Raw genomic sequence first — 25,168 nt, forward strand, 5'->3', positions numbered from 1 at the left:
GGTGCGATCAATGGCCGCTTGGGACGATGGCTACGTGACCGATGTAACCTACACCAGCAACTTCTTTCGCGAGACGACACCGGCTTGGCTGGCCATGACGGCGCTGCTGACGGGGCATCGGCCGCCCGATCTAACCCGGCCGTTCCGTTATGCGGACCTCGGCTGCGGACACGGCCTGACAGCAATCGTGGTGGCGGCCAGTTGTCCGCAGGCGGAGGTATGGGGCTTTGACTTCAATCCCGCCCATATCGAGAGCGCACGCGAACTCGCCGCTCGCGCCGGCTTGACCAATGTGCGGTTTCGGGAAATCTCGTTCGCCGACTTGGCGGCGCTACCCGTCGACGCGTTGCCTGATTTTGATTTCATGGTTTCGCATGGCGTTCTGAGTTGGGTGTCACCTGAGAATCAACGTCATCTGGTGGCGACGATCGGTCAACGGCTGCGGCCCGGAGGGCTGGTCTACCTGAGCTATAACGTCGCGACCGGCTGGGGGGCAATGCCGCCGCTGCGGACACTGATGCGGTTGCTGATGCTGTCGGGACAGCTCCGGACCGATCAGGCTGCATCGGGCGTGCTGGATTACCTCGACCGCATGAAGCAGGCGGATGCCCAGTTCTTTACCGCCAATCCCGAATTGGAGCAGCGCCTGGCGGAAATCCGCAAGCAGGATCCGCGCTACATCGCGCACGAGTTCCTCAATCAGGACTGGCACCCGCTCATGTTCGCCGACATGGCGAAGTCGATGGCGTGTGTGAAGTGTGTCTACATCGGCAGCGCGACATTGACGGAAAACATCGACGTGGTATCGGTGCCGCAAACCATGACGGACCTGATCAAAGGTGCTCCGGACGTGGTTTTACGGGAAACCTTGCGGGACTTCGCGGCTGCCAAGGAGTTTCGGCGCGACATCTTTCGCCGCGGCACTCTACCTTTGGCAGCTGCTGAACATGCCATATTGGTCGACACGCTTGGGCTGGAATGGCTCGGCCAGGCGGTAGACGAACCGATCAGGCTGACAACGCCGACAGGTACAGTGACCGGCCTCGCGGAGTTGTACGGACCCTTGGTTGAAATGTTCAAGGCAGGTTCATGCACCATTGGAGCAATACGTAGCCACGCCACGTTTACCGATTGTCCGCTGGCCGATTTGCTACAGGCTTGCGCGTTAATGATCGTAAATGGATATGTGCATCCGGCCATGCCCAAGGTTGTTCAGATGGCGGCCCGTGCTGGCACCGATCGACTTAATGCTGCGATTGGCGAGGTGGGCGCGTCCGGCGGCGAGGTTGGTCAGCTTGTCTCGCCGGTCATCGGGTCAGCGGTGCGATCGGACCTGCTGGAAACCTTGATGGTTCGAGAGAAGGCCAGCGGACGCCCGATGGATACGGATGGGCTGACCGAACGGTTGCTCGCGGTCTTTGATCAAACCGGGCGTTTGGTGTGGCGCGATGGAAGACCCGCGGAGGGTTTGTCTCAGGGGCGGGCGTTTGTGCAAGCGTCGGTGACAGCGCTGCTGGAGCATCGGATACCGATAATGGTCCGGTTGGGCATCATTTAGCTGTACATCTTTCCGACGGATGTGAACAGCACCAAAGCCGGTTGTCATCCACCTTCCCGCCGCGCCCGGCGGCGCCTCCGGTGACTGATAACGTGGTTCCGCGTCAGGCTGCCTTGACTCGTTTCAAGGCGCCGCGCCGAACATAGCCAAGACCTAGAAGTCCGCTGCCCAACAACGCCCATGAAGCAGGCTCAGGCGTATCCACGACCAATTGATAGGCGGTATCCGTAGCCGTGGCGCCGAGCTGTGTGGTGCCTCCGTCCACGGGCTGCGGACTGAGATCGTTGAAGTAGCTCTGACCGCTGATTCCACTTCCTTGCAGGGCCCCGGTATACCACCAATCAACGGATGAACCTGAATTCGGCACCAGAGCAAGCCAGTATTCGGTGTTCCGCGTCTCGGACGCCACTGTTGCGGCGCTTCCGGCGGGAAGTGTAACTCGCAGCGCGGTAGGCGCGCCAGACGCACTCGCTGAAAGCTTCGAGTCACTGATATTGCCGATCTTTACACCACTGAATTGCGGTGGGCTTCCGGCGACGGCAATTACCGGAGATCCGGCCACAGCATTAGTTCCTGACGAACCTGTATCGGGAACAAGATAGATCGCGGAAGACCCGCCGTCAGCCGGCGTGTCGGCCGACAAGGACAGTGTTACTTCTGAGAAACTTGAAGACGGTGCATGGAAGGACTGCGCCATGAAAAGTGCCGAATCAGAAGCCGGACCGTCGTAAAACCCAGCCGTGTTGGCGGACGGAACGTTGAGTGTATCGAAAAAGACTGTGGCACTGGCCGCATTCGACGCAAACGTTGCCAGAGTGCTGAGTGCTAGGACACGGATCTTCATAGGGCGGCCTTTTACCACAAGTTCTTAATCCGGATTGATACGCAATCAACATGCCACTCAATAAATTACAGCGTTTTCAGTGTTTGGAATTGGTTCGTGCATCCGTGGTGGGGTGAAATGTAAAGAATACCGACGTATGCGTGCGCCTGGTTGATGGCTTCATCCGTTCGGGTGGGGGGGCCGGTCGCGAAGGTATCAAACTCGATTGAACGGCCGTCATGCGGCTCCGCGGCGCGAGTCAGGTGATGCGAAACGATACCAACATGTTGCGATCCGCCTAAGCAACATATGGCTCGATAACCTGTGATTTAGCGGGACACGGAACTCATTTCCGTTGACACTAGCCAATATAAAGTGGAATTTTTGCTCAGCCGCCGCGGAAAGTTGCGCAACCCGGCCATGCTGATCTATTTATGCGCCCGTAACATATGAGGTAAGTCATGAGCCATGGTAATCCGGCAACATGCTACATGACCGGCGTGAATATCCGCACAGCTCGTGGTGATGTTGCAATCGAGGCGATTGAACTTGGTGAACCGGTGGTTGTCCTGCGTGACGGGCAGCAAGTCCTCGAACCGGTATTGTGGATCGGCCATTCCGCAGTCGATCTCTCGCGCCATGCGCATGTCGAGGATGCCGCGCCGGTGCGGATCCGCCAGGGCGCTATCGCGGTCAATCAGCCAGCGCGTGATCTGCTGCTTTCTCCGGAGCATTGCCTGATTCTTGATGGTCGATGTGTTCCCGCGAAGTTGCTGGTGAACGGGGGATCCATCATCAGTGAGCGGGACCACCCGCCGTTTATCTATCACCACCTTGAACTGGACCGGCATGGCATCCTGCTGGCGGAGAACACGCCATCGGAAAGCTACCTGGACACAGGCAACCGGTTCTTGTTCGACAACGCCGGCGAGCCCAGGCACCTGCACCCGGCACGCAGGATAAACGCCGCACCGTCGCGATGGGCAACCGATGCATGCGTGCCGCTGGCGAAAATACCAAATGAAGTCGGCCTGATCTGGAGCCGCTTGGCCGAACGATCCGTGGAACTCGGCTTTCCGGTTTCGACGGTGCGGACGACGAGCGACGCAAATCTTCACGTCGCGGCCGACGGTCGCGCGATACAACCAATTCCTGACAGCGAGGACCGTTACGTATTTCTTGTTCCGGCTGGCGTGAGATCCGTCTCTCTGGTGTCCCGGTTCTGCATACCATCCGATAAGATGATCTCCGATCAACGCGATACGCGGCGGCTCGGCGTCCGTGTTAATTGGCTGTCGATTCGATCACACGATAGTGAAACGATCTTCGCGGCCGACCATCCCGCGCTTCAGGCAGGCTGGAACACTGTGGAGAATGATCCAGGGTCGATGTGGCGGTGGACCGACGGGAATGCATTGATCCCCTGGAACAAGGCCATCAGCTCAGCCATCCTGACGGTTCGCTGCACGCCGGTCGATGAATATCCCATTTATGATGCGAAGCTTCGCTTGGTGGCCTGACCCTTCTCATATCAGCGGCCCTCGATGTTGACCGACAGCCGGTCAACGCCCGCCGGTATCTGATTGACTTCGCGCGCGACCCCCTCCCGCGTGTGCTCGGCCGCCCCACCAATCCCGCGCGCATACCAGTCAGCCTCTCGGGCCGCCGGTATCAGCAACAAACGGTTACCTGCAAAACCGCCAGGATCGTCGCAGTCCGGGTGTTTTCCGTTGAACGCGGCGCCGCGTCGGTGATAGTCGGATGCCGCGCCGCAGCAAAAAGCTTTCGCGGCGCATAACGGAGGATCCGTGACCGATCTTCATTGGCTTCCCATCATCGCCGACTGGCGCCCACGTCTGAAGGCTCTTCCGGCCGATCCAGCCGGTGCTTGGGATAACGCAGTCGGCTTGGCCAATGCGCGGCTGAACTTTGTCCTGACCAATGCACTGGACGAAACCATTCGCCGCGTCCTGCCGGAGGGCCCGGCGACGCTTGCCACCAGGAAGGTTCGCCTGGCGGTTCTGGGCTCGTCCACGCTCGCCCATCTCCTCCCTGCGATCCGTGTCGCCGGCATGCGCCGCGGTATCTGGATCGACACCTATGAGAACGACTACGGTCAATACCTGCAGGAACTGTCCGACCCTGAATCACCGCTGCATGAATTCAAGCCCAACACCATTCTGATCGCGCTCGACGCCTATCATCTGACCGCAGGCGTCACCGCCAGCCTGGATCAGGAAGGCGCCGATGCCGCGCTGGCGGAAATCGAGGACCGTATCCATGAAAACTTGCGCCTGGCACGCGACGCGTTTCGCTGCCCGATCATCCAGCAGGCGGTGCTGCCGGTGCATCTGAATGTACTCGGCAACAACGAACACCGGCTGCCAGGATCCCGCGTGAACGTCGTTGCCCGTCTCAACCAGGCTATCCGCCTCATGGCCGAGGAAGACGGCGTTGATGTCCTGGCGGTGGACGACCGCGCCGCCCGTGATGGCATCGGCAGATGGCACGACCCCGCGCTGTGGCATCGCTCGAAGCAGGAAGTCTCCCCCACTGCCGGCCCGCTATATGGCGACCTGGTTGGCCGCTTGCTGGCGGCGAAGCAGGGCCGCTCCTTCAAAGGCCTAGTACTTGATCTGGACAACACGGTCTGGGGCGGCGTGATTGGCGATGACGGGATGGAAGGCATCGTCCTCGGCCAGGGCAGTCCACTCGGCGAAGCCTATACCGCCTTCCAGGACTACGCCCGCGAACTCGGCCGACGCGGCATCATCCTGGCGGTCTGCTCGAAGAACGACGAAGCCAACGCGATGGAGCCATTCGACAAGCACCCGGACATGGTGCTGAAGCGCGGCGACATCGCCAGCTTCGTCGCCAACTGGTCAAACAAGGCCGACAATATCCGCGCCATCGCGCAGGAACTGAACATCGGCCTGGATTCGCTGGTGTTCATCGACGACAACCCGTTCGAGCGGAACCTGGTGCGCCAGGAACTGCCGATGGTGGCGGTGCCAGAGGTGTCAGACGACCCGACCGGCTACCCGGTCGCCCTGGCCGATGCCGGCTACTTCGAAGGCCTGTCGGTCACCGATGAGGATCGCGAACGTACCTCTCAATACCAGGGCAACAAGGCCCGCGATGCGATGAAGGCTGCCGTCACCGACCTGCCATCCTATCTTCGCAGTCTGGAGATGCAGCTTATCTGGAAGCGTTTTGACAAGATCGGCCTGCAGCGCATCGTTCAGCTTATCAACAAGTCCAACCAGTTCAACCTGACCACCCGCCGCTACACCGAAGAAGACGTGATCGCGGTCATGGCCGACCCTGACGCAGTCGGGCTGCAACTCCGCCTGACGGACCGGTTTGGCGACAACGGCATCATCGCCATCATTATCGGCCGCCTGCAGGCCAACAGGGACCTGTACATCGATACCTGGCTCATGAGCTGCCGTGTACTGGGCCGCCAGGTGGAGCCGACCACCTTGAATCTGATCGTCCAGCAAGCCGCGAATCTGGGTGCCAAGCGTGTCGTTGGGGAATACCTCCCCACCAAAAAGAACGCCATGGTCAAGGACCACTACGTCCGGCTTGGATTTACCGTCATGGCAACCGACCCGGCCGGCGGCAACCGCAATGTTCTGGATCTGGCGACCTTTACCCCTGCTGATACCTTCATCCATGTAACCGAAAGCTGAACTGATGGCGACGGAAGCCGAAATCTACCCCGCGTTGACCGAGATCTTCCATGATGTCTTCATGCGCGACGACATCGTGCTGTCTGCCGACCTCACCGCCAAGCAGGTGCAGGGCTGGGACAGCTTCAAGCAGATCGAGATCATCATGGCCAGCGAGGAGAAGTGGGGCATCAAGTTCAATACTCGCGAGCTGGACAGTTTACGCTGCGTCGGCGATCTGGCGGGTATGGTGGCGACAAAGACGGCCTGACCACGGCCTCATGCTTCCAGCAGATGTCCGATCGCGCGCAGCGGGCGAAGGTCGTCGCAGACGATCTTGGTGATGGCCAGCAAAGGCACCGCCAGGATGGCGCCGATGACCCCCCACATCCAGTACCAGAAAACCAGCGCCAGGATCACGGCAACAGGATTGATGGTGAACCGCCGTGCCAGCAGCATGGGCGTGGCGAATTCACCTTCAATAATATGGATGCCTAAGTACAAGCCGACCGGCACCACCGCCCACCAGGTCACGCCGAACGAGAGGATGCTGGCCATCAGGAATATGACGATCCCGACCATCGGTCCCAGGATTGGCACGAAGTTCAGCGCGAAGGCGACCGCGCCCCAAAGCGCCGGGCTGTCAACACCGCACAGCCACATCGTGCCGCCGGTAGCGAGGCCGACCAGGGCGTTGATGAAGGTGACCGTCAGCAGGTAGGCGGAGACATCGCGCTCGATATGCTGCGATAGTTCGACGGCAGCGCGCTTGTCGCGGAAGCGCGGCAGGATCTCGACCAGCCGCCGCAGAAAGGTCTCGCCCGAGATCAGCATGTAGAACAGCACCAGCAGCGTGGTGAACAGGCCGGACGTGACGGTCGCGGTGCCGCTGAACAGTGCCCGCATCAGGTTCGCCGGCCTGGGCGAGGCGCCTTCCGATGCCACGCCGCCGCCGGCCAAGGTTTCCAGCTGGCGGGACATGCTTTGCACCATCTCGATCGGGTGCTTCAGGAATACCAACTGGTCCCGCAACTGCGGTATGGCATCTGGCAGCTTGGTGGCCCAGGCCACCGCCGGGCCGGCAAGCGCACTGATTCCGCCGCCAAAAATGGTTAGAACCAGCAGCACCGAAAGTGCGGCGCTCAAGCCGCGCGGGATATAGAACCGCTCCAGCAGGCGCACCAGCGGTTGCAGCAGCAGTTTCAAAACAATTGCCAGAATGACCGGCAGCAGAATGTCTGCGGTGACATACAGCACCGCCATCATGGCAAGCGTAAACAGGCCGCCCAGAAAGATCGTGTGTGGGTTGGTAGGCAGCGGCATGTCTTCATCCGCATCCTGCGCCGTCTTGAAGACCTGCTTATGCGTCACCGATCCGACGGTCTGGCCACGAACCACATCGCCCTCGGTCTCGGTGCTCGACACGAAGTCGCTCCGAGACTCCGCCGCCACCAGACGGTCGTCCATTGACGGCTTTGGTTCCTTGACCATGATCAACGTACTTCCAGCCAGTGTTCCGACGCGATAGCCGTCAGACCGTTGGCGCCTTAATTTCACGGGTCAGCTTCTGGCGCATTGCGTCGGCGAAATCTGCATAGACCCGGCAGATTATAGCGAACGCGCCCGGTCCACCGATCACCTCTTCGGTATAGGATTTCAGCAGGTCAGGCTCCTCATGTAGGATACAAAGGCCGTTGATGGTGATACCGGCGCTTGCCATCCGGTCGCGGATCGGTCCCGGCGCGATGCCGGCGTTGGATCGCCCGTCGCCGATCACATTCACGATGCTATGTGTAGGCACCGCCGGCACCTGCGTCAGCAAGCTAAGCGCTGTCAGCAGAGCCTCGCCGATCGCGGTCGCGCCAGCCATCACGGTGCGCGGCATGTTGTCCACGCCGTCGGCGAAGGTGCGCAAATCATCGGCCGAGGCAATCCGCGTCCAGCCGGTGATGACATCCTGCTGACCAGCGCCGGACCACAAAAGCAGCGACAGGATGCTGCTGCCGCTCAGCCCGGCCACCACCGCCGGGTCGCGCAGGGCCGCCGCCATTCCGCCAGCAATCAGGCCAAATTCGTCATAAGTCACGCTGGCCGAACCATCGACCGCCAGCACCATCGCCAGATCAACGTGCTCCATCTGACTGCTCTCTGCTGCCGGGAAAGGCTTGAGAAAGGCTGGGATCCTGCCTGGACCCGCGAACGGGCAACACTCCTTAAAACCATCTAACTGGAGGGAGTGGGGAAGAGGGGGCGGCTCGACGGTTGAAACGATCGCGTTGCCCCTCCTCCCCAATCCCTCCATAAGCGGGTTCCAAGGGCATTCGCCCTTGCTGGGGTCGAGGAGCGGAGCCCTCGCCTTCCTCAAGGCCACTCCTTGGCACCTGGCAGCCGACCGACAGCAGCGGCAAGCTGTATGCCATCGCGATGCATGGTGAGCAGCCTACAGGATTGCTTCAGAATCGGATAAATGGTCGGAACGAAAGGCTGATTCATGTCATTCAACAGATGACCGACGCTGACCGAGAGCAGGATCGCGACGGTCGTTGCAGTGTCGCTTTCCATCGGCAGGCAATTTTTGATTCGGAAGGGGCAGTGATGCCGGCAACAATTGGCCGGCTGGCAACGTTCCCGTTCACAGATGTGATCCCCTGATGCAATCCATAACGGCTTTAACAACTATGACTGAGTCTGCACACACCAACCTATGCAAACAGCGTGGAACAGCCATCTTGCTTCTCATTATCGTTTCAGGACGACGGTTTAATTATGCCTTATTTGGCGATCAAGGTCGCATTGTAGCATCGGTACTGATCATCAAATCGCCTTTCGATGGCTGGAGGATTCAATGATGCCGCCGCGCAAGGAAACATCTGGCACCAGAGCCTATGCAGTGCCGCTGCTTTGGGTAATTCTGCTGATAGCCTGCTACTGGTTGTTGGCGGATTGGCCTGACCTGTCGAAGCTGCTAGCCTCGTTCAAGACTGGATTTCACTGGCCGGCCTGACCTAAGCAGCAGCAGAAAGCTAAATCCCAAGCCTGCGTGTGATGTTTCGAAAGACAGCCTGACCTCGTTACCGATTAGGTAAGAATTATCCATGGCAAATAAGGTCAAGATCCTCGCAGTTCCATCAGGCTTTCGCCTGCCAGCACATGGGTCGAATGCGCGGCATCATAAATAATCAGCCATGCCAGCCCCTGCGCCGACCTTTCCAAACCAAGCCATTAACCTTTTTCGACCACCTCCTGAGCCCATTTCACCCGAAAACGGATCGGGTGCTGCAATTGCAGACCTACGCCCGACCCGTCCGTTATGCGTCAATCTTGCACCGGCGCCCACTGGAAGCGCGCTTCATCTGGGGGTCACCGGTCCTGGTCAGAATTGTGGACGGGTTAATCAGGCATGATTACCACGTTGCCGCAGATCTTCATTGAACGCCGGCATGAAGACGCGGTTAAGGTCGGAGCGACTGATGCCGATATCCATCAACTCATGATCTGACATCATACCAAGTTCCGACACCGCCTGTTGGTCCCGCTGCCAAGCACGAAACGCGGCTATCCAACCAGTTAGCCAGCCTGCCAAACCCATCTTCCGGGTCGGGTACTCCCTGTTTACGGCGGCTCGAAGGTTCGGCTCTTCCCAACTGGCGTCAACATAGCTCAGGTTAGGGAGTTCGAACTTGAACTGGGAGTTGGCGGTCTGCGCGTTCATGTGAAATGTCCAAACTGAACCTGGGACCAGCGCGAAGTCAGGGTGACGACACGTCCCCCAGGTCATGATGCACTGCAACATGGGACGCATTACGGCTGAGTTAAGAGCGGAATCCGTCAAACTGTTATGCGTTTTGTGCATACAAAGAAGATAACCGCGAATCGTGATCACAAGATGACAATAAAGGCCCTGAAATGATCATTTCTCGCCTCACAGCCCTGCGGCAGGAACTCATCCGCCGGAATCTGAACGGATTTATCGTTCCCCGTAGTGACGAGCATCTGGGCGAATACGTCCCTGCGTCAGCGGAACGTCTGGCTTGGCTTACCGGCTTCACCGGCAGCGCCGGCCTCGCCGCGGTGCTGCCTGGTTCGGCCGCCGTGTTCACCGACGGGCGTTATGTCCTGCAACTGATGGAACAAACTGACGCTGATCTATGGCAGCGCCTGCACATCATCGAGCAACCACCGCCAGCTTGGCTGGCTGAACAGGCGCCAGCGGGCGGCCGTATCGGCTATGATCCGCTGCTGCTCAGCGAGGAAGGTCTGGCCCGCTATACCGAGGTCGGCCTGACCATGGTGCCGGTCGAGACAAATCCAGTCGATGCCGTTTGGTCCGATCGCCCCGCGGCGCCTGCTGCCACGGTAATCCCCCACCCTCTGAACTACGCAGGCCGCTCCGCCGAGGACAAGAGAAACGACATGGCGGGGGCGCTGAGCGCGACCAAACAGGACGCCGCCGTCTTGACCGATCCAGCGTCGATTGCTTGGCTGTTGAACATTCGCGGTGGCGATGTGCCGTTCACGCCGTTTGCGCTCGGTTTCGCGCTTTTGCATGCCGATGGCGCGACCGAATTGTTCATCAATCCGGCGAAGCTGCCGCCTGAAACCCGTGCCTGGTTGAGCAATGCCGTCTCGGTGGCGGATCGTGCCGCCCTGGCGCCGGCGCTGGATCGGCTGGCGGGCAAGACCGTGCGGGTGGACGCGGCCGGTTCCCCCGTCTGGTTCATGCAACGCCTGCGCGCCGCGGGCGCCACGGTCGTCGCCGCCACCGATCCGTGCCTGCTGCCGAAAGCCTGCAAGAACGAAATCGAGCAGCAAGGAGCCCGCGATGCCCATGCCCGGGATGCGGTCGCGGTTTGCCGCTTTCTGCACTGGTTGTCCACCGCCACGCCCACCGGCCAGGAAACCGAGATGTCCGCCGCCGCCGCCCTGCTGTCCTTTCGCGCCCAGGTCGATGGCTTCCGCGGCGAGAGTTTCCCGGCGATCTCCGGCGCCGGCGAGCATGGCGCGATCATCCATTATCGCGTCACGGAAGCCTCTAACCGGGCGATCAAGCCCAACGAAGTCTATCTGATCGATTCCGGCGCCCAGTATCCGGACGGCACGACCGACATCACCCGCACCGTCTGGACCGGACAAGCGGATCCACCCGCGGAACTGCGTGCGCGTGTCACTCGCGTGATGCGCGGTCACATCGCGATCGCGACGGCGGTTTTCCCGCAGGGCGTGGGAGGCGCCCACCTCGACGCCATGGCCAGACGCGCACTATGGCAAGTTGGGCTGGATTACGACCACGGCACCGGCCATGGTGTCGGCAGCTACCTGTCCGTCCATGAAGGGCCGGTCAGTATCTCCCGCCTCGCTCGGCCCGTGTCAATCGCCGCCGGCATGATACTGTCGAACGAGCCAGGATTTTACCTGCCCGACCACTACGGCATCCGGCTAGAAAATCTTCTTTTGGTGCGTCCGGTCGATCTTGCCGCCGCAAACAAGCCGTTCCTCGGCTTCGAGACGCTTACCCTTGCCCCGTTCGACCGGCGGCTGTTGGACCCGGTATTGATGAACACGGAGGAGCTGGACTGGCTCAATGCCTATCATGCCCGCGTCGTTGACGTGGTGGGGCCGCGACTTTCCGCCATGGAACGCGGCTGGCTGACAGCCGCATGCGCACCGATCGGCTGATTCGTTTTGAACCCGTCATGGCCGGGACGACCATGCGTTAATCCGGAACATCGATATACGACTACGCTCCGTTCCTGGTAGCGTGACGCCAAACCGGAGGGGGCTCCGGTTAACGCGCCTTTGTCCATTCCTTGTAGCGCGCGATGTTGTCGGCATTCGGTGGATATAATCCAGGTAGCGACGCACCGGCGTTCACCTGCGTCATGATCCACTCCTCCATCCGTTCCTGGTCGGCCGCGGCCGCCGCGACTTCGGCGAGCAGCTTTTGTGGAATGACGACGGCGCCATCGTCATCCACCATGATGACGTCATCCGGAAACACCGCGACGCCGCCACAGCCAATTGGTTCCTGCCAGTTCACGAAGGTCAACCCGGCAACCGAGGCAGGGGCGGCGGCACCCTGGCACCAGACCGGCAACCCAGTGCCAAGCACGCCTGCCAGGTCTCGGACCACCCCATCGGTCACCAGTCCAGCAACGCCCTTCTTCGCCATGCGCGCGCACAGGATGTCGCCGAAGATCCCTGCATCGGTCACGCCCATTGCATCGACAACCGTGATGCAGCCTTCCGGCATCGCTTCAATCGCGGCGCGGGTCGAAATCGGCGACGACCAGGACTCAGGCGTCGCCAGATCCTCTCGCGCCGGGATGAAGCGCAGGGTAAAAGCCCGGCCGAGCAGGCGGGGCTGGCCAGGCCGGACTGGCTTTGTGCCGCGCATCCATACGTTCCGCAGGCCCTTTTTCAGCAGCACAGTCGTAATCGTGGCCGTGGAAACGCCGAATAACGTGTCTCGCATCGCTGGTTCGATGATCATCGCGGTTCCGTCCTTCAAACCACCAAATTATATCACGCTGCGCCGTGACGAGAAACGCCCGGGCGAGGACGTCCCGGACCTGGGCAAGTCAGCTCATCACAATGGCGGCCCATGGCCCGCGTCTACAGCAACGCCGCAACAATGTTGGCGTTATGCCGCCTCCAGAATCGGCATCCCAACCGTCCGCTACGCCCCGTGGGCCAGTTCGTCCGCTTTCGCCGCGAGCCGCTCGAGCGTCACTCTGTGCGTCTCGCGGGTGATCTTGTAGCCGGTCATCAGAATGAGGGCGACGACATAGAGCCCAACAATGATCGGCACATAGACCAGAGCAAGATGACGGATCACCTCGGACGGAACCCGGCCGGGTCTCGCGCCAGCCGGGAAGTGAATCAGTCCCAGGATCATGCTGGCGGCAAAGATGCCGATGCCGGACACGGCCTTGGCGATAAGGCTGGAGGCAGAGAAGAAAAGCCCTTCGGACCGCCGACCGGTCCTCAATTCGCTATCCTCGACCACGTCGGCGATCATTGCCGAGACCAGCGTACTGGCGACGATGCCGAGCGCCGTCGAGACGAGCGTCTGAAAAAATATGATGATCATCAGCGCATTTGAGTGATTCGGCGGCATCAGGCCCACCAGGCGCAGGAGCAGGGGCGTAATCCCGATGCTCACCGAGAGCATGATCATCACCATGGCCGAGCTCCGCTTGCCAAACCGCCGCGACAGGCGAGGCGCGGCGAAAAGGGCAACGAAGGCGGAGCCGAAGATGCCGATGGCAAAGGTCGAAATCTGGCGCGCCGAAAACTCCCAGAAGAAGGTGTTGAAATAGATGTTCATCGCCGCGGCCAGGCCCGTGGCCATCGAAGTGGCGAGACCAGCGAGTGTAAGGCTGAGGAAGGATCGGTGCGACCAGGTGGCGACCATTTCCGTGGCCATGCTCATAAACCCCCAGTTCCGCTTCAGCGGCACACGGAAATGAGGAATGTGGCGGTGGGTCCCGAGGGCCGACACGATGATGGCAAAGAACATGATGGCCGATGCCAGAACTCCATAATGGGCATAGCCCGCGGGATTGAGCTGGCCCACCGGGTGGCGTTCGTCCGGCGTCAGAAGGAATCTCAGGGCGACGATGTAGATGACCAGGCCGCCAATCCAGCCGAAGAAATAGCGATAGCTCAAAATGATCGTGCGCTCGTCGTAGCCCTGGGTGAGTTCCGCGGCGAGGGCGGAACTAGGCACCTCGTAGAAGGTAATGAAGGTGCGAATGATGATCGCCATGCCAAGCAGGTAGAAGAACAGATGTTCGCTGGACCAATGCGGCGGATTCCATAACGCCAGATAGGAAAGCGCCACCGGCAGGGCCGCCGCGTACATGAATGGATGGCGGCGCCCCCAGCGCGAGCGCCAGTGATCCGAGATCTGTCCCACGATCGGGTCGAGGAAAGCATCGAAGATCAGGGCGATCATGATCGCCAGTCCGACGACTGGGGCAGGCAGGCCAAGGACCTGATTGTAGAAAATCAGCAGCATATAGGAAAAGCCGCTGTCCTTCACGCCGAAAGCAACGCTTCCGAAGCCGTAGAAGAGCTTGGTGCTGACCGCCAAATGGGGGCCGGCAGACGGCACGGGAGCGAGCGGGGATGCGGCCAACTTGGGGTTTGTTGATTTCACCTGATCCCTCTACGTCCCGCTGAGCCGATCACCGAAGATGATCGCGAGCCGCGACCGGATAATCCGTCCGCCTTGCGGCATCTTTCGCTTCCTGCCGACATAACACAACGCTAACGCCAATGCATCGAGCGACCAGGCCCTTAACAGGCACCCTTACTCGGCCGCTGTGCGACCTAGATCGGATTCCGCCAGCGCGCCAAGATTGTTCGCGCGCGCTCGACCCTGATCGGTAATGGCGCGGCCGAGCGCCACCACAGTCGGAATCGCCGTTTCCCCGAGCGGCTGCATCCACTGCTTCCGTCGCATCGCCGCCTCGATGCACGGCGCCAGCTTGGCGTCCTTCGCCGCCTGACGTGCAGCTTCCTTTTCCCGGAACTCCGGCATCACTTCGGCCGCGAACAGCTCCATCGCCTCGCAGATATGCTCGTGCCGATTGCGGCCGCCTTGCTGCAGGAACACCACCTGGTCCACACCCGCCTCCTGAAAGCCACGCAGATGCGCGCGCATCTGCTCCGGCGTCCCGATGCCGCGCCGTGCGCCTTCCTCCGGCATCGTGTCCCGCGCTTTCTCGAACTGCGCCCAGATGTCGGTGCGTCCCGGGACGTGCAGCCCGGTGCGATAGTGATGCGCCAGTGCATAGCTGAAGAAGCGAAAGCCATCCATGCCGCGCCGCTTGGCCTCTTCCGCGTCTCGATGCACGGAAAAGCCGGTCACCATCGCGACGTTCGCGTTCACCGCATGCCCGATCGGCACGCACTCCTCGCGAAGAATCCGGTAGTAATCGTCGACCCACTGCTTCGCTTCAGCCGGATCGACGAAGGCAAAGGTGAGAGCGCCGACGCCGAACCGAGCGGCGAGCTTGATCGTCTCGCGGTTGGAGCAGGCGACCCACAGCGGCGGATGCGGCCGCTGCGCCGGCTTTGGCACGACGTTGCGGCAAGGCATCGAGAAATACTGGCCCTCGAATCCCGGATAAGGCGACATCGCCATCATGTTCGCGCATTGCTCGACGGCCTCCCGCCACTGCGAGCGTTTCTCGCCGACCGGCACGTTGTAGCCGCCCAGTTCAAGCAATGCCGCGCTCTCGCCGGTGCCCCATTCGACGCGGCCGTTCGACACCAGGTCGAGCGTCGCGATCCGTTCCGCCACCCGCGCCGGATGATTGTAGTTCGGCGGCATCAGGCAGATGCCGTGGCCGAGCCGGATTCGTTTCGTGCGTTGCGAGCAGGCGGCAAGAAACACTTCCGGCGCCGAGGAATGCGAGTACTCCTCGAGGAAATGATGCTCGACCTCCCATGCATGGTCGATGCCGAGCCGGTCCGCCAGCTCCACCTGATCGAGCGCCTGCTGGAAGAGCCGCAGCTCGTCGCCGTCGGCCCAGGGACGTGGTAGCTGATGCTCGTAGAAAACGCCAAATTTCACGCGGTGCTCCTATCGGATCTGATCACACTTGTTGCCGGCTGATGATGTCATTCGTCAGCGCGGCATGAGAGCCGACTGCACTGCCTGACGCGTTGGCGAAGGTGCGTCCGGATCCCAGGCGCTGCGGGGGCCGAGCGTCATGCCGCCATCGACCACGAGATGCGTGCCGGTGACGAAGGCCGAAGCGTCGGACGCGAGATAAAGACAAGCCTCGGCAATGTGCCGGGCCTCGCCGACCTGGCGCAGCGGCTGCGCATGCGGCGCCGTCTGCCGCATCGCCTCGGCGATCCGTACCCGGGCCGCGTCGTCGACGTCCTGTGATGCTCCAAAGATGTTGGTCACGATCAGGCCGGGGCAGATCGCGTTCACCCGGATTCGATAGCGCGACAATTCGGCCGCGGTCACCCGCGTCAGGTGGATCACCGCCGCCTTGGCGACTGAATATGCGGTCGGGCCGGCGCCGACGGTCAGCCCGGCGACCGACGCTGTATTGACGATCGCGCCGCCGCCGCGCGCCTGCATTGCTTTTGCCCCGTGATGGATGCCGAGTGCCACCGAGCGCAGCAGCAGCGCCATCGTGCGGTCCCAGCCAGCGGCGGTAATCTGCTCGATCGTGCCCGGCATGCCGCCGGCGCCTGCATTGTTGAACAGGATGTCGAGGCCGCCGAATTGCGTGGTGGCCGCCTCGATCGCGCCGATGATATCGGCCTCTTCCGTCACGTCGCAATGCACGAACCGTACGCGACCCTGATACTGCCGCGCCAGCGCCGTGCCGTCACTGTCGTTGATGTCCGCGGCGACCACCGAGGCACCCTCGGCGACGAACAGTTCCACGGTCGCGCGGCCGATGCCGGAACTCGCACCGGTTACCAGCGCGATCTTGCCGTGCAGCCTGTTACCCACTGACGCGTGTGTGGCCTGAGCGGGCTCGTCTTGTTGACCCATGCGAGCATTCCTTCCCTCGCCGTGCTTCCGAAACCAACCGCAATGGCGCGCAAAGCACGAATTGACAAATTGTCACCGATATACGACGATCGGCCTCATCGATTGTCAAGGGGATACGCTGCGCAATGCCGAAGGCCGCAACCCGAAAAGCCGCATCAACAAAAGAACCCGGCGCCGTGCTGGACGATGCGGGTTTTGTCGGCCGCGCTGCCCGCACCCGTGCGCAGTTACTTGCCGCGGCACGCCTGCTGTTCGTTACTCGCGGCTATCATGCGACCCGGCCGCAGGACATCGCGCAACACGCCGGGCTCGGCCACGGCACCTTCTACGTGCATTTTCCGGACAAGCTCGCCTGCTTTCTGGCCTTTACCGAGGAATCGTCCGCCGAACTTGGTCGTGCCGTTCACACGACGCTCGATGGCGTCGAGGGATTTGAGGAGATGCTGGTCGCGGCTCTCGGTGCGATCCACCGCTACGCCAAGGTCAACCCGAACGTTATCTCGACCATTCTGCACGATCCGCGTGTGCTCGCCGCCGGACGCGAGTCGGTCGATCTCATGGCGGATCACTGGGCCGAGTTTTGGGGCGGCATTCTTGCTGTTGGTCAAGCGACTGGTGAGGTGCGGCGAGACCTCGATGTCGGTTTCGCCGGAAGTGCCATTGTTGGAATAATCCGACAGGCCAGTGATTACGGCCTGCGGCACGGCCGCGCGGATGATGAACTGCTGCGGGATATGCGCGACATGATCCTGCACGCGGTCGGATCTCGTCGTTTCACATTATCCGTTATTATCGCGAACAATGAGGAAGTTGCGACATGAACGATGCGACTCCAACTGCCAAAACCGACGCAAACCAGACGCAGAATCTGCCGACAGGGATTGCATTGACCGCACTGGATCAGGGGTTCCGCGAGCAGCCAAATCAAATTCTCGACGCGCTCCGGACCGCCTGTCCGGTGCACCGGGACGCCGAGTTCGATCGAATTTTTCTCACACGTTATGAAGACGTGCGCGCGACGGTCAACGACCGCACGCTGTCGGTCGATCCGCGCAAGGGTCGCCCAGCACCGAACCGGCCGAACTTCCGCGAGATGGAAGATTACGAGCCGTCAATGCTTGTGCTCGACGATCCTGACCATAAGCGCCTCCGCGGCCTGGTCACACAGGCTTTCAACGCGCGCGCGATCGAGTCGGCACGGCCGCGTATCCGCGTCGTGACAGAGCGGCTGCTTGATGGCATCGGCGATGCATCGGCCTTTGATCTGGTCGACGTCCTGGCCTCGCCTCTGCCGACCATTGTCATCGCCGAGATGCTCGGTGTCGATCCGGGCGATCAGGCCGACTTCAAACGCTGGTCTGACGGGCTGATCCAAGGTTTCAATCCGCGGCGTACGCCGGAGCAGGAGGCGGCACTCGAACATGGCAGAAGCAGCCTGCGCGGCTATCTCGCGCGCATCGTCGAGCAGCGCCGCGCGGCGCGCACCGATGACCTGATCAGCGCTCTCGTCGACGCCGAGGAAGCGGGCGAGCGGCTGTCCACACGCGAGATCATCAGCACCTGCAACCTGCTGTTGGTCGCGGGCAACATGACGACGACCGACCTGATCGGCAATGGCGTGCTCGCGCTACTAGAGAATCCCGACCAGTTGGCCAAGCTCCGCAGCCGCCCGGCGCTGATGAAGAACGCCGTCGAGGAGATGCTGCGCTACGACCCGCCCGTCGTGCAGACAGGTCGTATCACCCAGGCGCCGAAGCAGATCGGTGACAAGTCGCTGGAGAGCGAGGAGTGGATCACCCCTAGTCTGATGGCGGCGGGCCATGATCCGGCAGTGCACCAGAACCCGCACAGCTTTGACATTGAGCGCGCCGACACCAGTCATCTCGCCTTCGGCGGCGGCGTGCATTTCTGCCTGGGGGCGCCGCTGGCGCGGGCCGAGGCGGAAATCGCCATCGGCGTACTGCTCGAGCGCTTCCCGAACCTGCGCCGCGATCCGTGCCGGCCGTCGCTGCGAAAGTCGGTGCCGGTGTTCAACGGTGTCGAGACGCTATGGGTGGCAGTGGATTGATGCGAGGTTTGCATACCTCGACCCCGACCAATTCCCTGGACCCCGCACGTTGGGTTTTTCGGGGAGCGCCGGTTTACGCCGTTACCGGTTAAGACAGCGCCAGACCGTGACGATTCGAATGGTCGCCTCGCGCCGTGTGCATGTTCGTAGAGTAATGGTCCGAGGCTGACCAACAAGCGTGAACCTTGCAACCCAGGAAAGTAAAATGCCCGAATCGGCCACTGATCGACATGCCACCTCAGCTCGACTTTCCGCAATTTGGAGGTTTGGACGATCATGTCATGGCCCAGAAGATATCCTGGTGAGTGATAAACGGTAGCGCCTCATCGAGGGACAGGATCGTCCGGCCGAACGGACCTGTGGCGGTCCATCGCTCGTTCCAGAGCGACCAGTAGAGAATTTCGAACTTGTTGTTTGATGGCGTTGCGCGCAGCCGCGCGACCGGTGCGCCGGATCTAGCATCGTAGAGTGTGTAGCCGCGGTTGCGTCGTTCCGCCAATAAGGTCCCTCTGGCGCAGCGGAAGGCCTCGATGTGCTGAATGATTGCGTCGTCCATCGCGCCCCACGATAGACGCTTTCGCAGCGCGATGTCGTGATCCCTTCGTGATCCCTTGGCGGATTGTCCGATCTGTGCCGCGGGGCTCTTGCGCGGCATGGGCGTTTTGCTTGGATATCTGCGATGATCGCCAAGCGCACCCAACGCATCCCAGTCGTCTCCCCTGTGCCCGCGATCCTGCTGACATGGCTGGCCCCGTTTCGCCCGTGCTTCACGGCCCCGGTCTGGAACCACATCCTGGTGCTGGTTGCCGGCGCCGTCCTGGCCCCCGGCAAACGCACCGTCAGCCAGGCGTTGCGCGTCATGGGGCTGGCCGCGCAGCCTGGCTTCGGCCGCTACCATGAGGCGCTCAACCGGGCGCGCTGGGATGCCCGCGCCGTGGCGCGCCGGCTGCTGCATCATCTGCTGGCGGTGCTGGGTCCGCAGGGTGAGGTGGTCATTGCCATCGACGACAGTATCGAGCGGCGCTGGGGTCGCAAGATCGAGGCCCGCGGCATCTATCGTGACCCGGTGCGTTCGTCGCGTGGCCACTTCGTCAAGACCAGCGGCCTGCGCTGGTTGTCCTTGGCCGTCGTGCTGGCGGTGCCCTTCGCCGGCCGGCACTGGTCGCTGCCGTTCCTGACCGTGCTGGCGCCCTCGGTGCGCTGGAGCGAGGCGCACGGCCGGCGGCACAAGACCCTGACCGATCAGGCGCGTCAGGCGATCCTGCAAAGCAAGCGCTGGCTGGCGGATCGGCGTGTGGTGGTGGTCGCCGACAGCAGCTTCGCCGCCCTGGAACTGATCGCCGCGGTGCGCCGCCATGTCTGCCTGATCACCCGGCTGCGTCTGGATGCTGCCCTGTTCGAACCCGCCCCCGCGCGCCGACCCGGCCAACGCGGCCGGCCGGCCTTGAAAGGCCAACGCCGGCCCAAACTTAGCGCCGTGCTGGCCGATCCCGCCACCGTCTGGACACGGGTCACGATGGCCGAATGGTATGGCGGCCAAACCCGCGTGCTGGACACGATCTCCGGCACCGCGGTCTGGTACAGCTGCCGCCTGCCGCCCGCCCCGATCCGCTGGGTGCTGGTGCGCGATCCCACCGGCGCGCGCGACGCACAGGCATTCCTGTGCACCGATCTCGCGCTTGACCCCATGGCGATCCTCAGTCGGTTCGTGTTGCGCTGGCGGATCGAGACCACCTTCCAGGAGGTCCGCCAACATCTGGGCGTCGAGACCCAGCGGCAGTGGTCCGATCTGGCCATCCGGCGCACCACCCCGGCGCTGCTGGGGTTGTACTCGCTGATCACCGTTTGGGCGCATGGGCTGATGCCAGCGGCGAACACCGCAGTCCGGCCGCATACCGCCGTTTGGTACGACAAATCCCAGCCAACGTTTAGCGACGCGATCGCCGCCGTTCGCCGCGTGCTTTGGATGCCCGAGGGTTTTTCCATGTCCCGGCAGCACACCGAGCACGTGCAAATTCCCGCTCCATTGCTACAACGCTTCGTGGAGACACTATGCCTCACAGCATAAATTGCGGAAAGTCGAGCTCAGACGATCACTGTCTAATCTCCACGAACCCCTTCACTGTGATCGGCGGACGTATCATTCAGAAGCAAGCGTGTGTGGTCAATGAGCTTGCCGAGCGCTCTGTGAAGGACCGTCCACTCAGAACGGGTCAAGCCGACCGAGATGCTTTGTTCTATTTGTCGTGCCGTCGGGGCGATACCAGCATACGCCGTAATGCCCCTCCGGGTCAGGCGCAGCAGTCGTCCGCGACCATCATTGGGATCCTGCGTCTGCCGCAGCAGACCCCGCCCCACAAGGTTCGCCGCAGCACGGCTCACCTTCACCTTGTCCATGGAGGTATGCTCACCCGCCGTGGTTGGCGACAGCACACCGTAGCGTCCCACCGTGGCGAGCAAGCGCCATTCCGGCATCGCTAGCCCAGAGCGCCCGAAATGCTGGCGCGTGATCAGGCGCGACACATTATCGGATGCAACTGAGAGCCGATACGGCAGGAAATCCTCAAGCCTAAACGCTTCCGCCGGGTCTGCTCCGGCGCCTTGTACAGGATCTTTCACTTGAAGCCATCCTAAACCTTTTGTTCACCATGCCATAGCCATTTTGTTTTAACAACGGGAATTATCATTTAGATCGAAACGTTATCAGCCTCAAGATACCGTGTCGTTGCCTCAGGCCCCAGTCAGAATACGAAATCGAGATTAATATGCTCGTCAGCCCTCGCCAAAGAGTGTTCATGCAACTGCAGGAGGAATCAAATTTCATTTCTTCGCTTGAAGCGTATCGCTACACTTAAGATTTCCGTGATGACGAAAGAAGCTTTTCAACGTGTTCGCCGATAACGTTTCAATCCGAATTGAATACGCTGTCAGAAGATTTGCAACGCAATTGCGCTGGAATATAACCTGGACCGGAAACGCCGCACGGCCGACACTGTTGCCTGCCGTCGCGTCCAATCACGTTGCGGCGGCTTGCGCAGGAGGTTGAAAATCGGGCGATGATCGATGCCACCCACGATCCAGGCCGGACAAGCTGGGTCGAAACAGCCAATGGACATACCAATTTTCCAATCCAGAACCTGCCCATCGGGATATTCAGCCCACCTGGTGGCAGCGCTCGTGGCGGTGTCGCGATCGGCGATCAAATCCTGGATATAACGGCAGCGCTGGAGGCCGAACTGTTCAAGGGAGCGGTACGCGACTCCGCCGAGGCCGCTTCTGGCACGACCCTGAACAAGCTGCTGGCCGCCAGTCCTCTGGCACGCCAGGCGCTGCGCCAGCGCTTGTCGGACGTGCTGTCTGATCCCGTGTTTCGGCCGCTCGGCCCCAGGCTGCTGCATGATGCCGTCGCTTGTATGATGCACCTGCCCGCGCAGGTCGGCGATTTCAGTGATTTTTTTGCCGGCATTCATCATGCCACCACGGGCGGAATGATTAATCGCCCGGACAATCCGTTGTCGCCGAACTACAAATATATGCCGGTCGCCTATCACAGCCGAGCATCAACGGTGCGCCCGTCGGGGATGGTGGTGCGCCGTCCGAACGGCCAGCGGAAGCCGCCGGGTCAGGTCGAACCGGATTTCGGCCCATGCCGAAACCTTGACTACGAGATGGAACTTGGCGTCTGGATTGGGCAGGGCAATGAAATCGGCAACCCCATCCCGATCGCTGATGCGGGACGCCATGTCGTAGGGCTGTGCCTGCTCAACGACTGGTCGGCGCGCGACATTCAGGCCTGGGAATCCCTGCCGCTTGGCCCGTTCCTGTCCAAGAGCTTGTCCACCTCGGTCTCCCCCTGGATCGTCACGGCCGAAGCGCTGGAACCGTTCCGCATCCCCCAGCCGCCGCGCCCCATAAGCGATCCGGCGCCGCTGCCGCATCTGCTTGATCCGATGGATCAGGCGATGGGCTGCTTCGATATCGAGTTCCAGGTCCTGCTGCTGACACCGGCGATGCAAGCGGCGCATCAGGCGCCGCACCGAATGTCGGTGTCGAATGCATCCATGCTGTATTGGACGGTGGCGCAGATGGTCGCCCACCATACATCGAACGGCTGTAATCTTCTGCCGGGAGATCTGTTTGGTAGCGGCACAATATCAGGCACTGAACCAGGCACCGAGGGTTGCCTGCTGGAAATGACCCGCGGCGGGCAGAAATCCATTTCCCTGCCAAACGGCGAAACGCGCACATATCTACAAGATGGAGACGAGGTGATTTTCACCGCTTCATGCCGAAAGCCAAATCATGTGACGATCGGATTTGGTGAATGCCGCGGCGTCGTCACACCAGCGCTACCGATCTGATCCGACGCAATCGGCGCGACCCTTGGCCGGCGCAATCGTCGCCCTGCCCCTGCCCTCCGTCAGGGCGGTCGCTCAGAAGTCGGATGGCCACCCGGCATCGTCATGGCAGGCAGCAGCCTGTCCTCGAGCCGGACCTAAAGTGCCGCCGTGATAGGCACGAGGGCCGGTGGCCCGGCTTACTGCTTTGCGTTGAATGCTGACATGCGTGGCTCCGTTGACGCTTGTTGCCGCGGGCACTTTCGCCGCTTGCTTCAGTCAGCCATCGCCGGTATATCCCCGCGCCTGTCAGCGAGCCCGGGCCTGGAAGGGCATGCCCGGCCGCGACCGCTTGCCGTCCGTTGGCTTGATGGATTGTGCGAGCCGCACCGGAAAAGGAGATTAAAATGCCCAAGATGAAGACTAAATCGTCGGTCAAGAAGCGGTTCAAGATCACCGCGACCGGCAAGGTCCTTGCTGGGCCCGGCAGAAAGCGCCATTGCCTCAGCGCGCGCAGCCAAAAAGCCAAGCGCACCAATCGCGGTAGCCAGGTGTTGACCCATGCGGACGGGATTACCGTCAAGCAGTGGACCCCCTACGGCATCGCCTGACCGGAGTAGCACAGCATGGCGCGCGTCAAACGGGGCACCACAACTCACGCTCGGCACAAGAAGGTCCTGGAGCAGTCCAAAGGCTTCGTCGGCCGATCATCGACGAATTACCGCATTGCGCGGGAGCGGCTGGAGAAGTCGCTGCAATACGCCTACCGCGACCGGCGGGTGAAAAAGCGCGAGTTCCGCGGCCTGTGGATCCAGCGCATCAACGCGGCGGTGCGGGAGCATGGGATTACCTACTCGCAGTTCATCGCCGGGCTGAAGAAGGCCGGCATCGAGATGGACCGCAAGGTTCTGGCCGCCATCGCCTATGATGACGCCGCCACGTTCGCGGCGATCGTGCAGAAGGTTCAGGCCGCCCTTTAACATCATGGTCGTGCTTGTCCGTGCTGTCTGCGCACCACCAATCAGACGATCGCAGGTTCAAGTGCGGCCATGATAGGCTAATGAGGGCCGCCTCACGAGGGCGGCCCTTTGCACGTTCGGGACACACCTATGATCGACGACCTTGAAGCGCTGAAGACCGACACTGACGCGTCCCTGGCGACCGCCGTTGATCTGCGCGCCTGGGATGCCATCCGCATTGCGGTCCTCGGCCGTAGCGGCAGCTTGACCGGCAAGCTGCGCGACCTGGGCAAGACGCCACCCGAGCAGCGCAAGGACCGCGGTGCTGCGTTGAACCGGCTCAAGGACATACTGACCTCGGCGATCGAAGCGCGGAAGATCCAGCTTGAGGACGCCGCCCTCGACGCTCGTCTGGCTTCCGAGCGGATCGACCCAACCTTGCCGCCGCGCCCGTCCGATGCTGGCCTGATCCACCCGATCGCCCGTACCATGGAAGAAATCGCCGCGATCTTCGGCGCCATGGGTTGCACGGTGGTGGACGGACCGGATGTCGAAAGCGACTGGTTCAACTTTGGCGCGCTGAATATTCCGGCGCATCATCCCGCCCGTGCGGACCACGATACCTTCTATCTGCCGCCGCGCGACAGTAATACGCCGGTGGTGCTGCGCACCCACACCTCGCCCGGCCAGATCCGCACCATGCTGGCGCAGGAACCGCCGATCCGCGTCATCGTTACCGGCCGAACCTATCGCGCCGATCATGACGCCACGCATTCGCCCATGTTCCACCAGTGCGAGGGCCTGGTCATCGACCGGAACCTGACCTTGGGGCATTTGAAAGGCTGCCTGATCGACTTCCTGCGCGCGTTCTTCGCGATCTCCGATCTGCCGGTGCGCTTTCGGGCGTCCTATTTCCCCTTCACCGAACCGTCGATGGAGGTGGATATCGGCTGGAACCGCCGGACCGGTGAGCTGGGCCGCGGCGGCGACTGGCTTGAAATCCTTGGCAGCGGCATGGTGCATGCGCGTGTGCTGGCCAATTGCGGCATTGACCCGCGGGAATGGCAGGGCTTCGCCTGGGGCATGGGCGTGGAGCGCATCACCATGCTGAAGCACGGCATGGCCGACCTGCGCCCGTTCTACGAATCCGACCTCCGCTGGCTGCGACACTACGGGTCCAGCCCGCTCGCCCCGACCATGCTGCACGAGGGGTTGTAGGCA

At 61.6% G+C, this 25,168-nt stretch carries 24 protein-coding genes and 1 pseudogene; 13 read left to right on the plus strand and 12 right to left on the minus strand.

Going from position 1 to position 25,168, the window contains the following annotated elements; translation table 11 throughout:
* Positions 1-10 precede the first annotated feature (10 nt).
* A complete protein-coding gene (locus ACQY4S_RS21040; protein ID WP_428487155.1) occupies positions 11-1,558 on the plus strand; it encodes a class I SAM-dependent methyltransferase in 1,548 nt (515 codons plus the stop codon).
* A gap of 103 nt (positions 1,559-1,661) precedes the next feature.
* Here ACQY4S_RS21040 and ACQY4S_RS21045 read toward each other — a convergent pair whose 3' ends face one another.
* Complete coding sequence (locus tag ACQY4S_RS21045) at positions 1,662-2,402, minus strand: PEP-CTERM sorting domain-containing protein (RefSeq protein WP_428487156.1); 741 nt, start codon at positions 2,400-2,402, stop codon at positions 1,662-1,664.
* A 470-nt stretch (positions 2,403-2,872) separates the two neighbouring features.
* Here ACQY4S_RS21045 and ACQY4S_RS21050 point away from each other — a divergent pair.
* Together ACQY4S_RS21050 and ACQY4S_RS21055 are read left to right on the plus strand one after the other, a co-directional pair.
* Positions 2,873-3,220, plus strand: a pseudogene (locus ACQY4S_RS21050) (Hint domain-containing protein); the annotation flags it as partial.
* A 222-nt stretch (positions 3,221-3,442) separates the two neighbouring features.
* Positions 3,443-3,901 carry a hypothetical protein gene (locus ACQY4S_RS21055; protein ID WP_428488521.1) on the plus strand — a complete coding sequence of 153 codons (459 nt, stop codon included), beginning with the start codon at positions 3,443-3,445 and terminating at the stop codon, positions 3,899-3,901.
* A gap of 11 nt (positions 3,902-3,912) precedes the next feature.
* Here the strand turns inward: ACQY4S_RS21055 and ACQY4S_RS21060 are convergent, their stop codons facing one another.
* A complete protein-coding gene (locus tag ACQY4S_RS21060; protein WP_428487157.1) occupies positions 3,913-4,059 on the minus strand; it encodes a hypothetical protein in 147 nt (48 codons plus the stop codon).
* Positions 4,060-4,189: 130 nt separating this feature from the next.
* Between ACQY4S_RS21060 and ACQY4S_RS21065 the strand changes: the two genes are divergently transcribed.
* Both ACQY4S_RS21065 and ACQY4S_RS21070 read left to right on the plus strand, forming a co-directional pair.
* Positions 4,190-6,076 (plus strand): HAD-IIIC family phosphatase, encoded by a 1,887-nt coding sequence (locus tag ACQY4S_RS21065; protein WP_428487158.1) that lies wholly within the window; start codon positions 4,190-4,192, stop codon positions 6,074-6,076.
* A gap of 4 nt (positions 6,077-6,080) precedes the next feature.
* Positions 6,081-6,326, plus strand: coding sequence for an acyl carrier protein (locus ACQY4S_RS21070; RefSeq protein WP_428487159.1), 246 nt, complete (start codon positions 6,081-6,083; stop codon positions 6,324-6,326).
* An 8-nt stretch (positions 6,327-6,334) separates the two neighbouring features.
* Here the strand turns inward: ACQY4S_RS21070 and ACQY4S_RS21075 are convergent, their stop codons facing one another.
* The 4 genes from ACQY4S_RS21075 to ACQY4S_RS21090 all read right to left on the minus strand — a co-directional run bounded on the left by ACQY4S_RS21075 (position 6,335) and on the right by ACQY4S_RS21090 (position 9,767).
* Positions 6,335-7,522: an AI-2E family transporter gene (locus ACQY4S_RS21075; protein ID WP_428487160.1), complete on the minus strand. Its 1,188-nt coding sequence runs from the start codon at positions 7,520-7,522 to the stop codon at positions 6,335-6,337.
* Positions 7,523-7,586: 64 nt separating this feature from the next.
* Complete coding sequence (locus tag ACQY4S_RS21080; RefSeq protein ID WP_428487161.1) at positions 7,587-8,357, minus strand: DUF1194 domain-containing protein; 771 nt, start codon at positions 8,355-8,357, stop codon at positions 7,587-7,589.
* Between the two features lie 59 nt (positions 8,358-8,416).
* Positions 8,417-8,617 carry a hypothetical protein gene (locus ACQY4S_RS21085; RefSeq protein WP_428487162.1) on the minus strand — a complete coding sequence of 67 codons (201 nt, stop codon included), beginning with the start codon at positions 8,615-8,617 and terminating at the stop codon, positions 8,417-8,419.
* A gap of 832 nt (positions 8,618-9,449) precedes the next feature.
* The gene (locus tag ACQY4S_RS21090; RefSeq protein ID WP_428487163.1) at positions 9,450-9,767 is read right to left on the minus strand and encodes a DUF1127 domain-containing protein; all 318 of its coding nucleotides are present in this window, start codon (positions 9,765-9,767) and stop codon (positions 9,450-9,452) included.
* 194 nt (positions 9,768-9,961) lie between these two features.
* On the opposite strand from ACQY4S_RS21090, the gene ACQY4S_RS21095 reads away from it, so the two are divergent.
* Positions 9,962-11,731: an aminopeptidase P family protein gene (locus tag ACQY4S_RS21095; RefSeq protein WP_428487164.1), complete on the plus strand. Its 1,770-nt coding sequence runs from the start codon at positions 9,962-9,964 to the stop codon at positions 11,729-11,731.
* A gap of 109 nt (positions 11,732-11,840) precedes the next feature.
* Here ACQY4S_RS21095 and ACQY4S_RS21100 read toward each other — a convergent pair whose 3' ends face one another.
* The 4 genes from ACQY4S_RS21100 to ACQY4S_RS21115 form a co-directional block, all read right to left on the minus strand.
* Positions 11,841-12,545 carry a ribonuclease activity regulator RraA gene (locus ACQY4S_RS21100; RefSeq protein ID WP_428487165.1) on the minus strand — a complete coding sequence of 235 codons (705 nt, stop codon included), beginning with the start codon at positions 12,543-12,545 and terminating at the stop codon, positions 11,841-11,843.
* 186 nt (positions 12,546-12,731) lie between these two features.
* On the minus strand, positions 12,732-14,216 hold the full coding sequence (locus ACQY4S_RS21105) for an MFS transporter (protein WP_428487166.1): 1,485 nt from the start codon (positions 14,214-14,216) through the stop codon (positions 12,732-12,734).
* A gap of 153 nt (positions 14,217-14,369) precedes the next feature.
* On the minus strand, positions 14,370-15,638 hold the full coding sequence (locus ACQY4S_RS21110) for an LLM class flavin-dependent oxidoreductase (protein ID WP_428487167.1): 1,269 nt from the start codon (positions 15,636-15,638) through the stop codon (positions 14,370-14,372).
* Positions 15,639-15,692: 54 nt separating this feature from the next.
* On the minus strand, positions 15,693-16,583 hold the full coding sequence (locus ACQY4S_RS21115) for an SDR family NAD(P)-dependent oxidoreductase (RefSeq protein WP_428487168.1): 891 nt from the start codon (positions 16,581-16,583) through the stop codon (positions 15,693-15,695).
* Positions 16,584-16,708: 125 nt separating this feature from the next.
* On the opposite strand from ACQY4S_RS21115, the gene ACQY4S_RS21120 reads away from it, so the two are divergent.
* A complete protein-coding gene (locus ACQY4S_RS21120) occupies positions 16,709-17,404 on the plus strand; it encodes a TetR/AcrR family transcriptional regulator (RefSeq protein WP_428487169.1) in 696 nt (231 codons plus the stop codon).
* Positions 17,405-17,469: 65 nt separating this feature from the next.
* Positions 17,470-18,651 carry a cytochrome P450 gene (locus tag ACQY4S_RS21125; protein ID WP_428487170.1) on the plus strand — a complete coding sequence of 394 codons (1,182 nt, stop codon included), beginning with the start codon at positions 17,470-17,472 and terminating at the stop codon, positions 18,649-18,651.
* 274 nt (positions 18,652-18,925) lie between these two features.
* Here the strand turns inward: ACQY4S_RS21125 and ACQY4S_RS21130 are convergent, their stop codons facing one another.
* Positions 18,926-19,306, minus strand: coding sequence for a hypothetical protein (locus ACQY4S_RS21130; RefSeq protein ID WP_428485857.1), 381 nt, complete (start codon positions 19,304-19,306; stop codon positions 18,926-18,928).
* 24 nt (positions 19,307-19,330) lie between these two features.
* Here ACQY4S_RS21130 and ACQY4S_RS21135 point away from each other — a divergent pair, with 24 nt between their 5' ends.
* Positions 19,331-20,719, plus strand: a complete 1,389-nt coding sequence (locus ACQY4S_RS21135; RefSeq protein ID WP_428485858.1) for an IS701 family transposase — start codon at positions 19,331-19,333, stop codon at positions 20,717-20,719.
* Positions 20,720-20,751: 32 nt separating this feature from the next.
* On the opposite strand, the gene ACQY4S_RS21140 is transcribed toward ACQY4S_RS21135, so the two are convergent.
* The gene (locus tag ACQY4S_RS21140) at positions 20,752-21,270 is read right to left on the minus strand and encodes a MarR family winged helix-turn-helix transcriptional regulator (RefSeq protein ID WP_428487171.1); all 519 of its coding nucleotides are present in this window, start codon (positions 21,268-21,270) and stop codon (positions 20,752-20,754) included.
* A gap of 437 nt (positions 21,271-21,707) precedes the next feature.
* On the opposite strand from ACQY4S_RS21140, the gene fahA reads away from it, so the two are divergent.
* The 4 genes from fahA (at position 21,708) to pheS (ending at position 25,165) form a co-directional block, all read left to right on the plus strand.
* Positions 21,708-23,012, plus strand: coding sequence for a fumarylacetoacetase (gene fahA, locus ACQY4S_RS21145; protein WP_428487172.1), 1,305 nt, complete (start codon positions 21,708-21,710; stop codon positions 23,010-23,012).
* A 383-nt stretch (positions 23,013-23,395) separates the two neighbouring features.
* A complete protein-coding gene (rpmI, locus tag ACQY4S_RS21150) occupies positions 23,396-23,599 on the plus strand; it encodes a 50S ribosomal protein L35 (RefSeq protein ID WP_428487173.1) in 204 nt (67 codons plus the stop codon).
* A gap of 15 nt (positions 23,600-23,614) precedes the next feature.
* A complete protein-coding gene (rplT, locus tag ACQY4S_RS21155; RefSeq protein WP_428487174.1) occupies positions 23,615-23,968 on the plus strand; it encodes a 50S ribosomal protein L20 in 354 nt (117 codons plus the stop codon).
* Positions 23,969-24,097: 129 nt separating this feature from the next.
* Positions 24,098-25,165 (plus strand): phenylalanine--tRNA ligase subunit alpha, encoded by a 1,068-nt coding sequence (pheS, locus tag ACQY4S_RS21160; protein ID WP_428487175.1) that lies wholly within the window; start codon positions 24,098-24,100, stop codon positions 25,163-25,165.
* The last annotated feature ends 3 nt before the right edge of the window (positions 25,166-25,168 follow it).

Origin of the sequence: Rhodopila sp. (assembly GCF_965276935.1) — a bacterium.
Classification (GTDB): Bacteria; Pseudomonadota; Alphaproteobacteria; order Acetobacterales; family Acetobacteraceae; genus Rhodopila.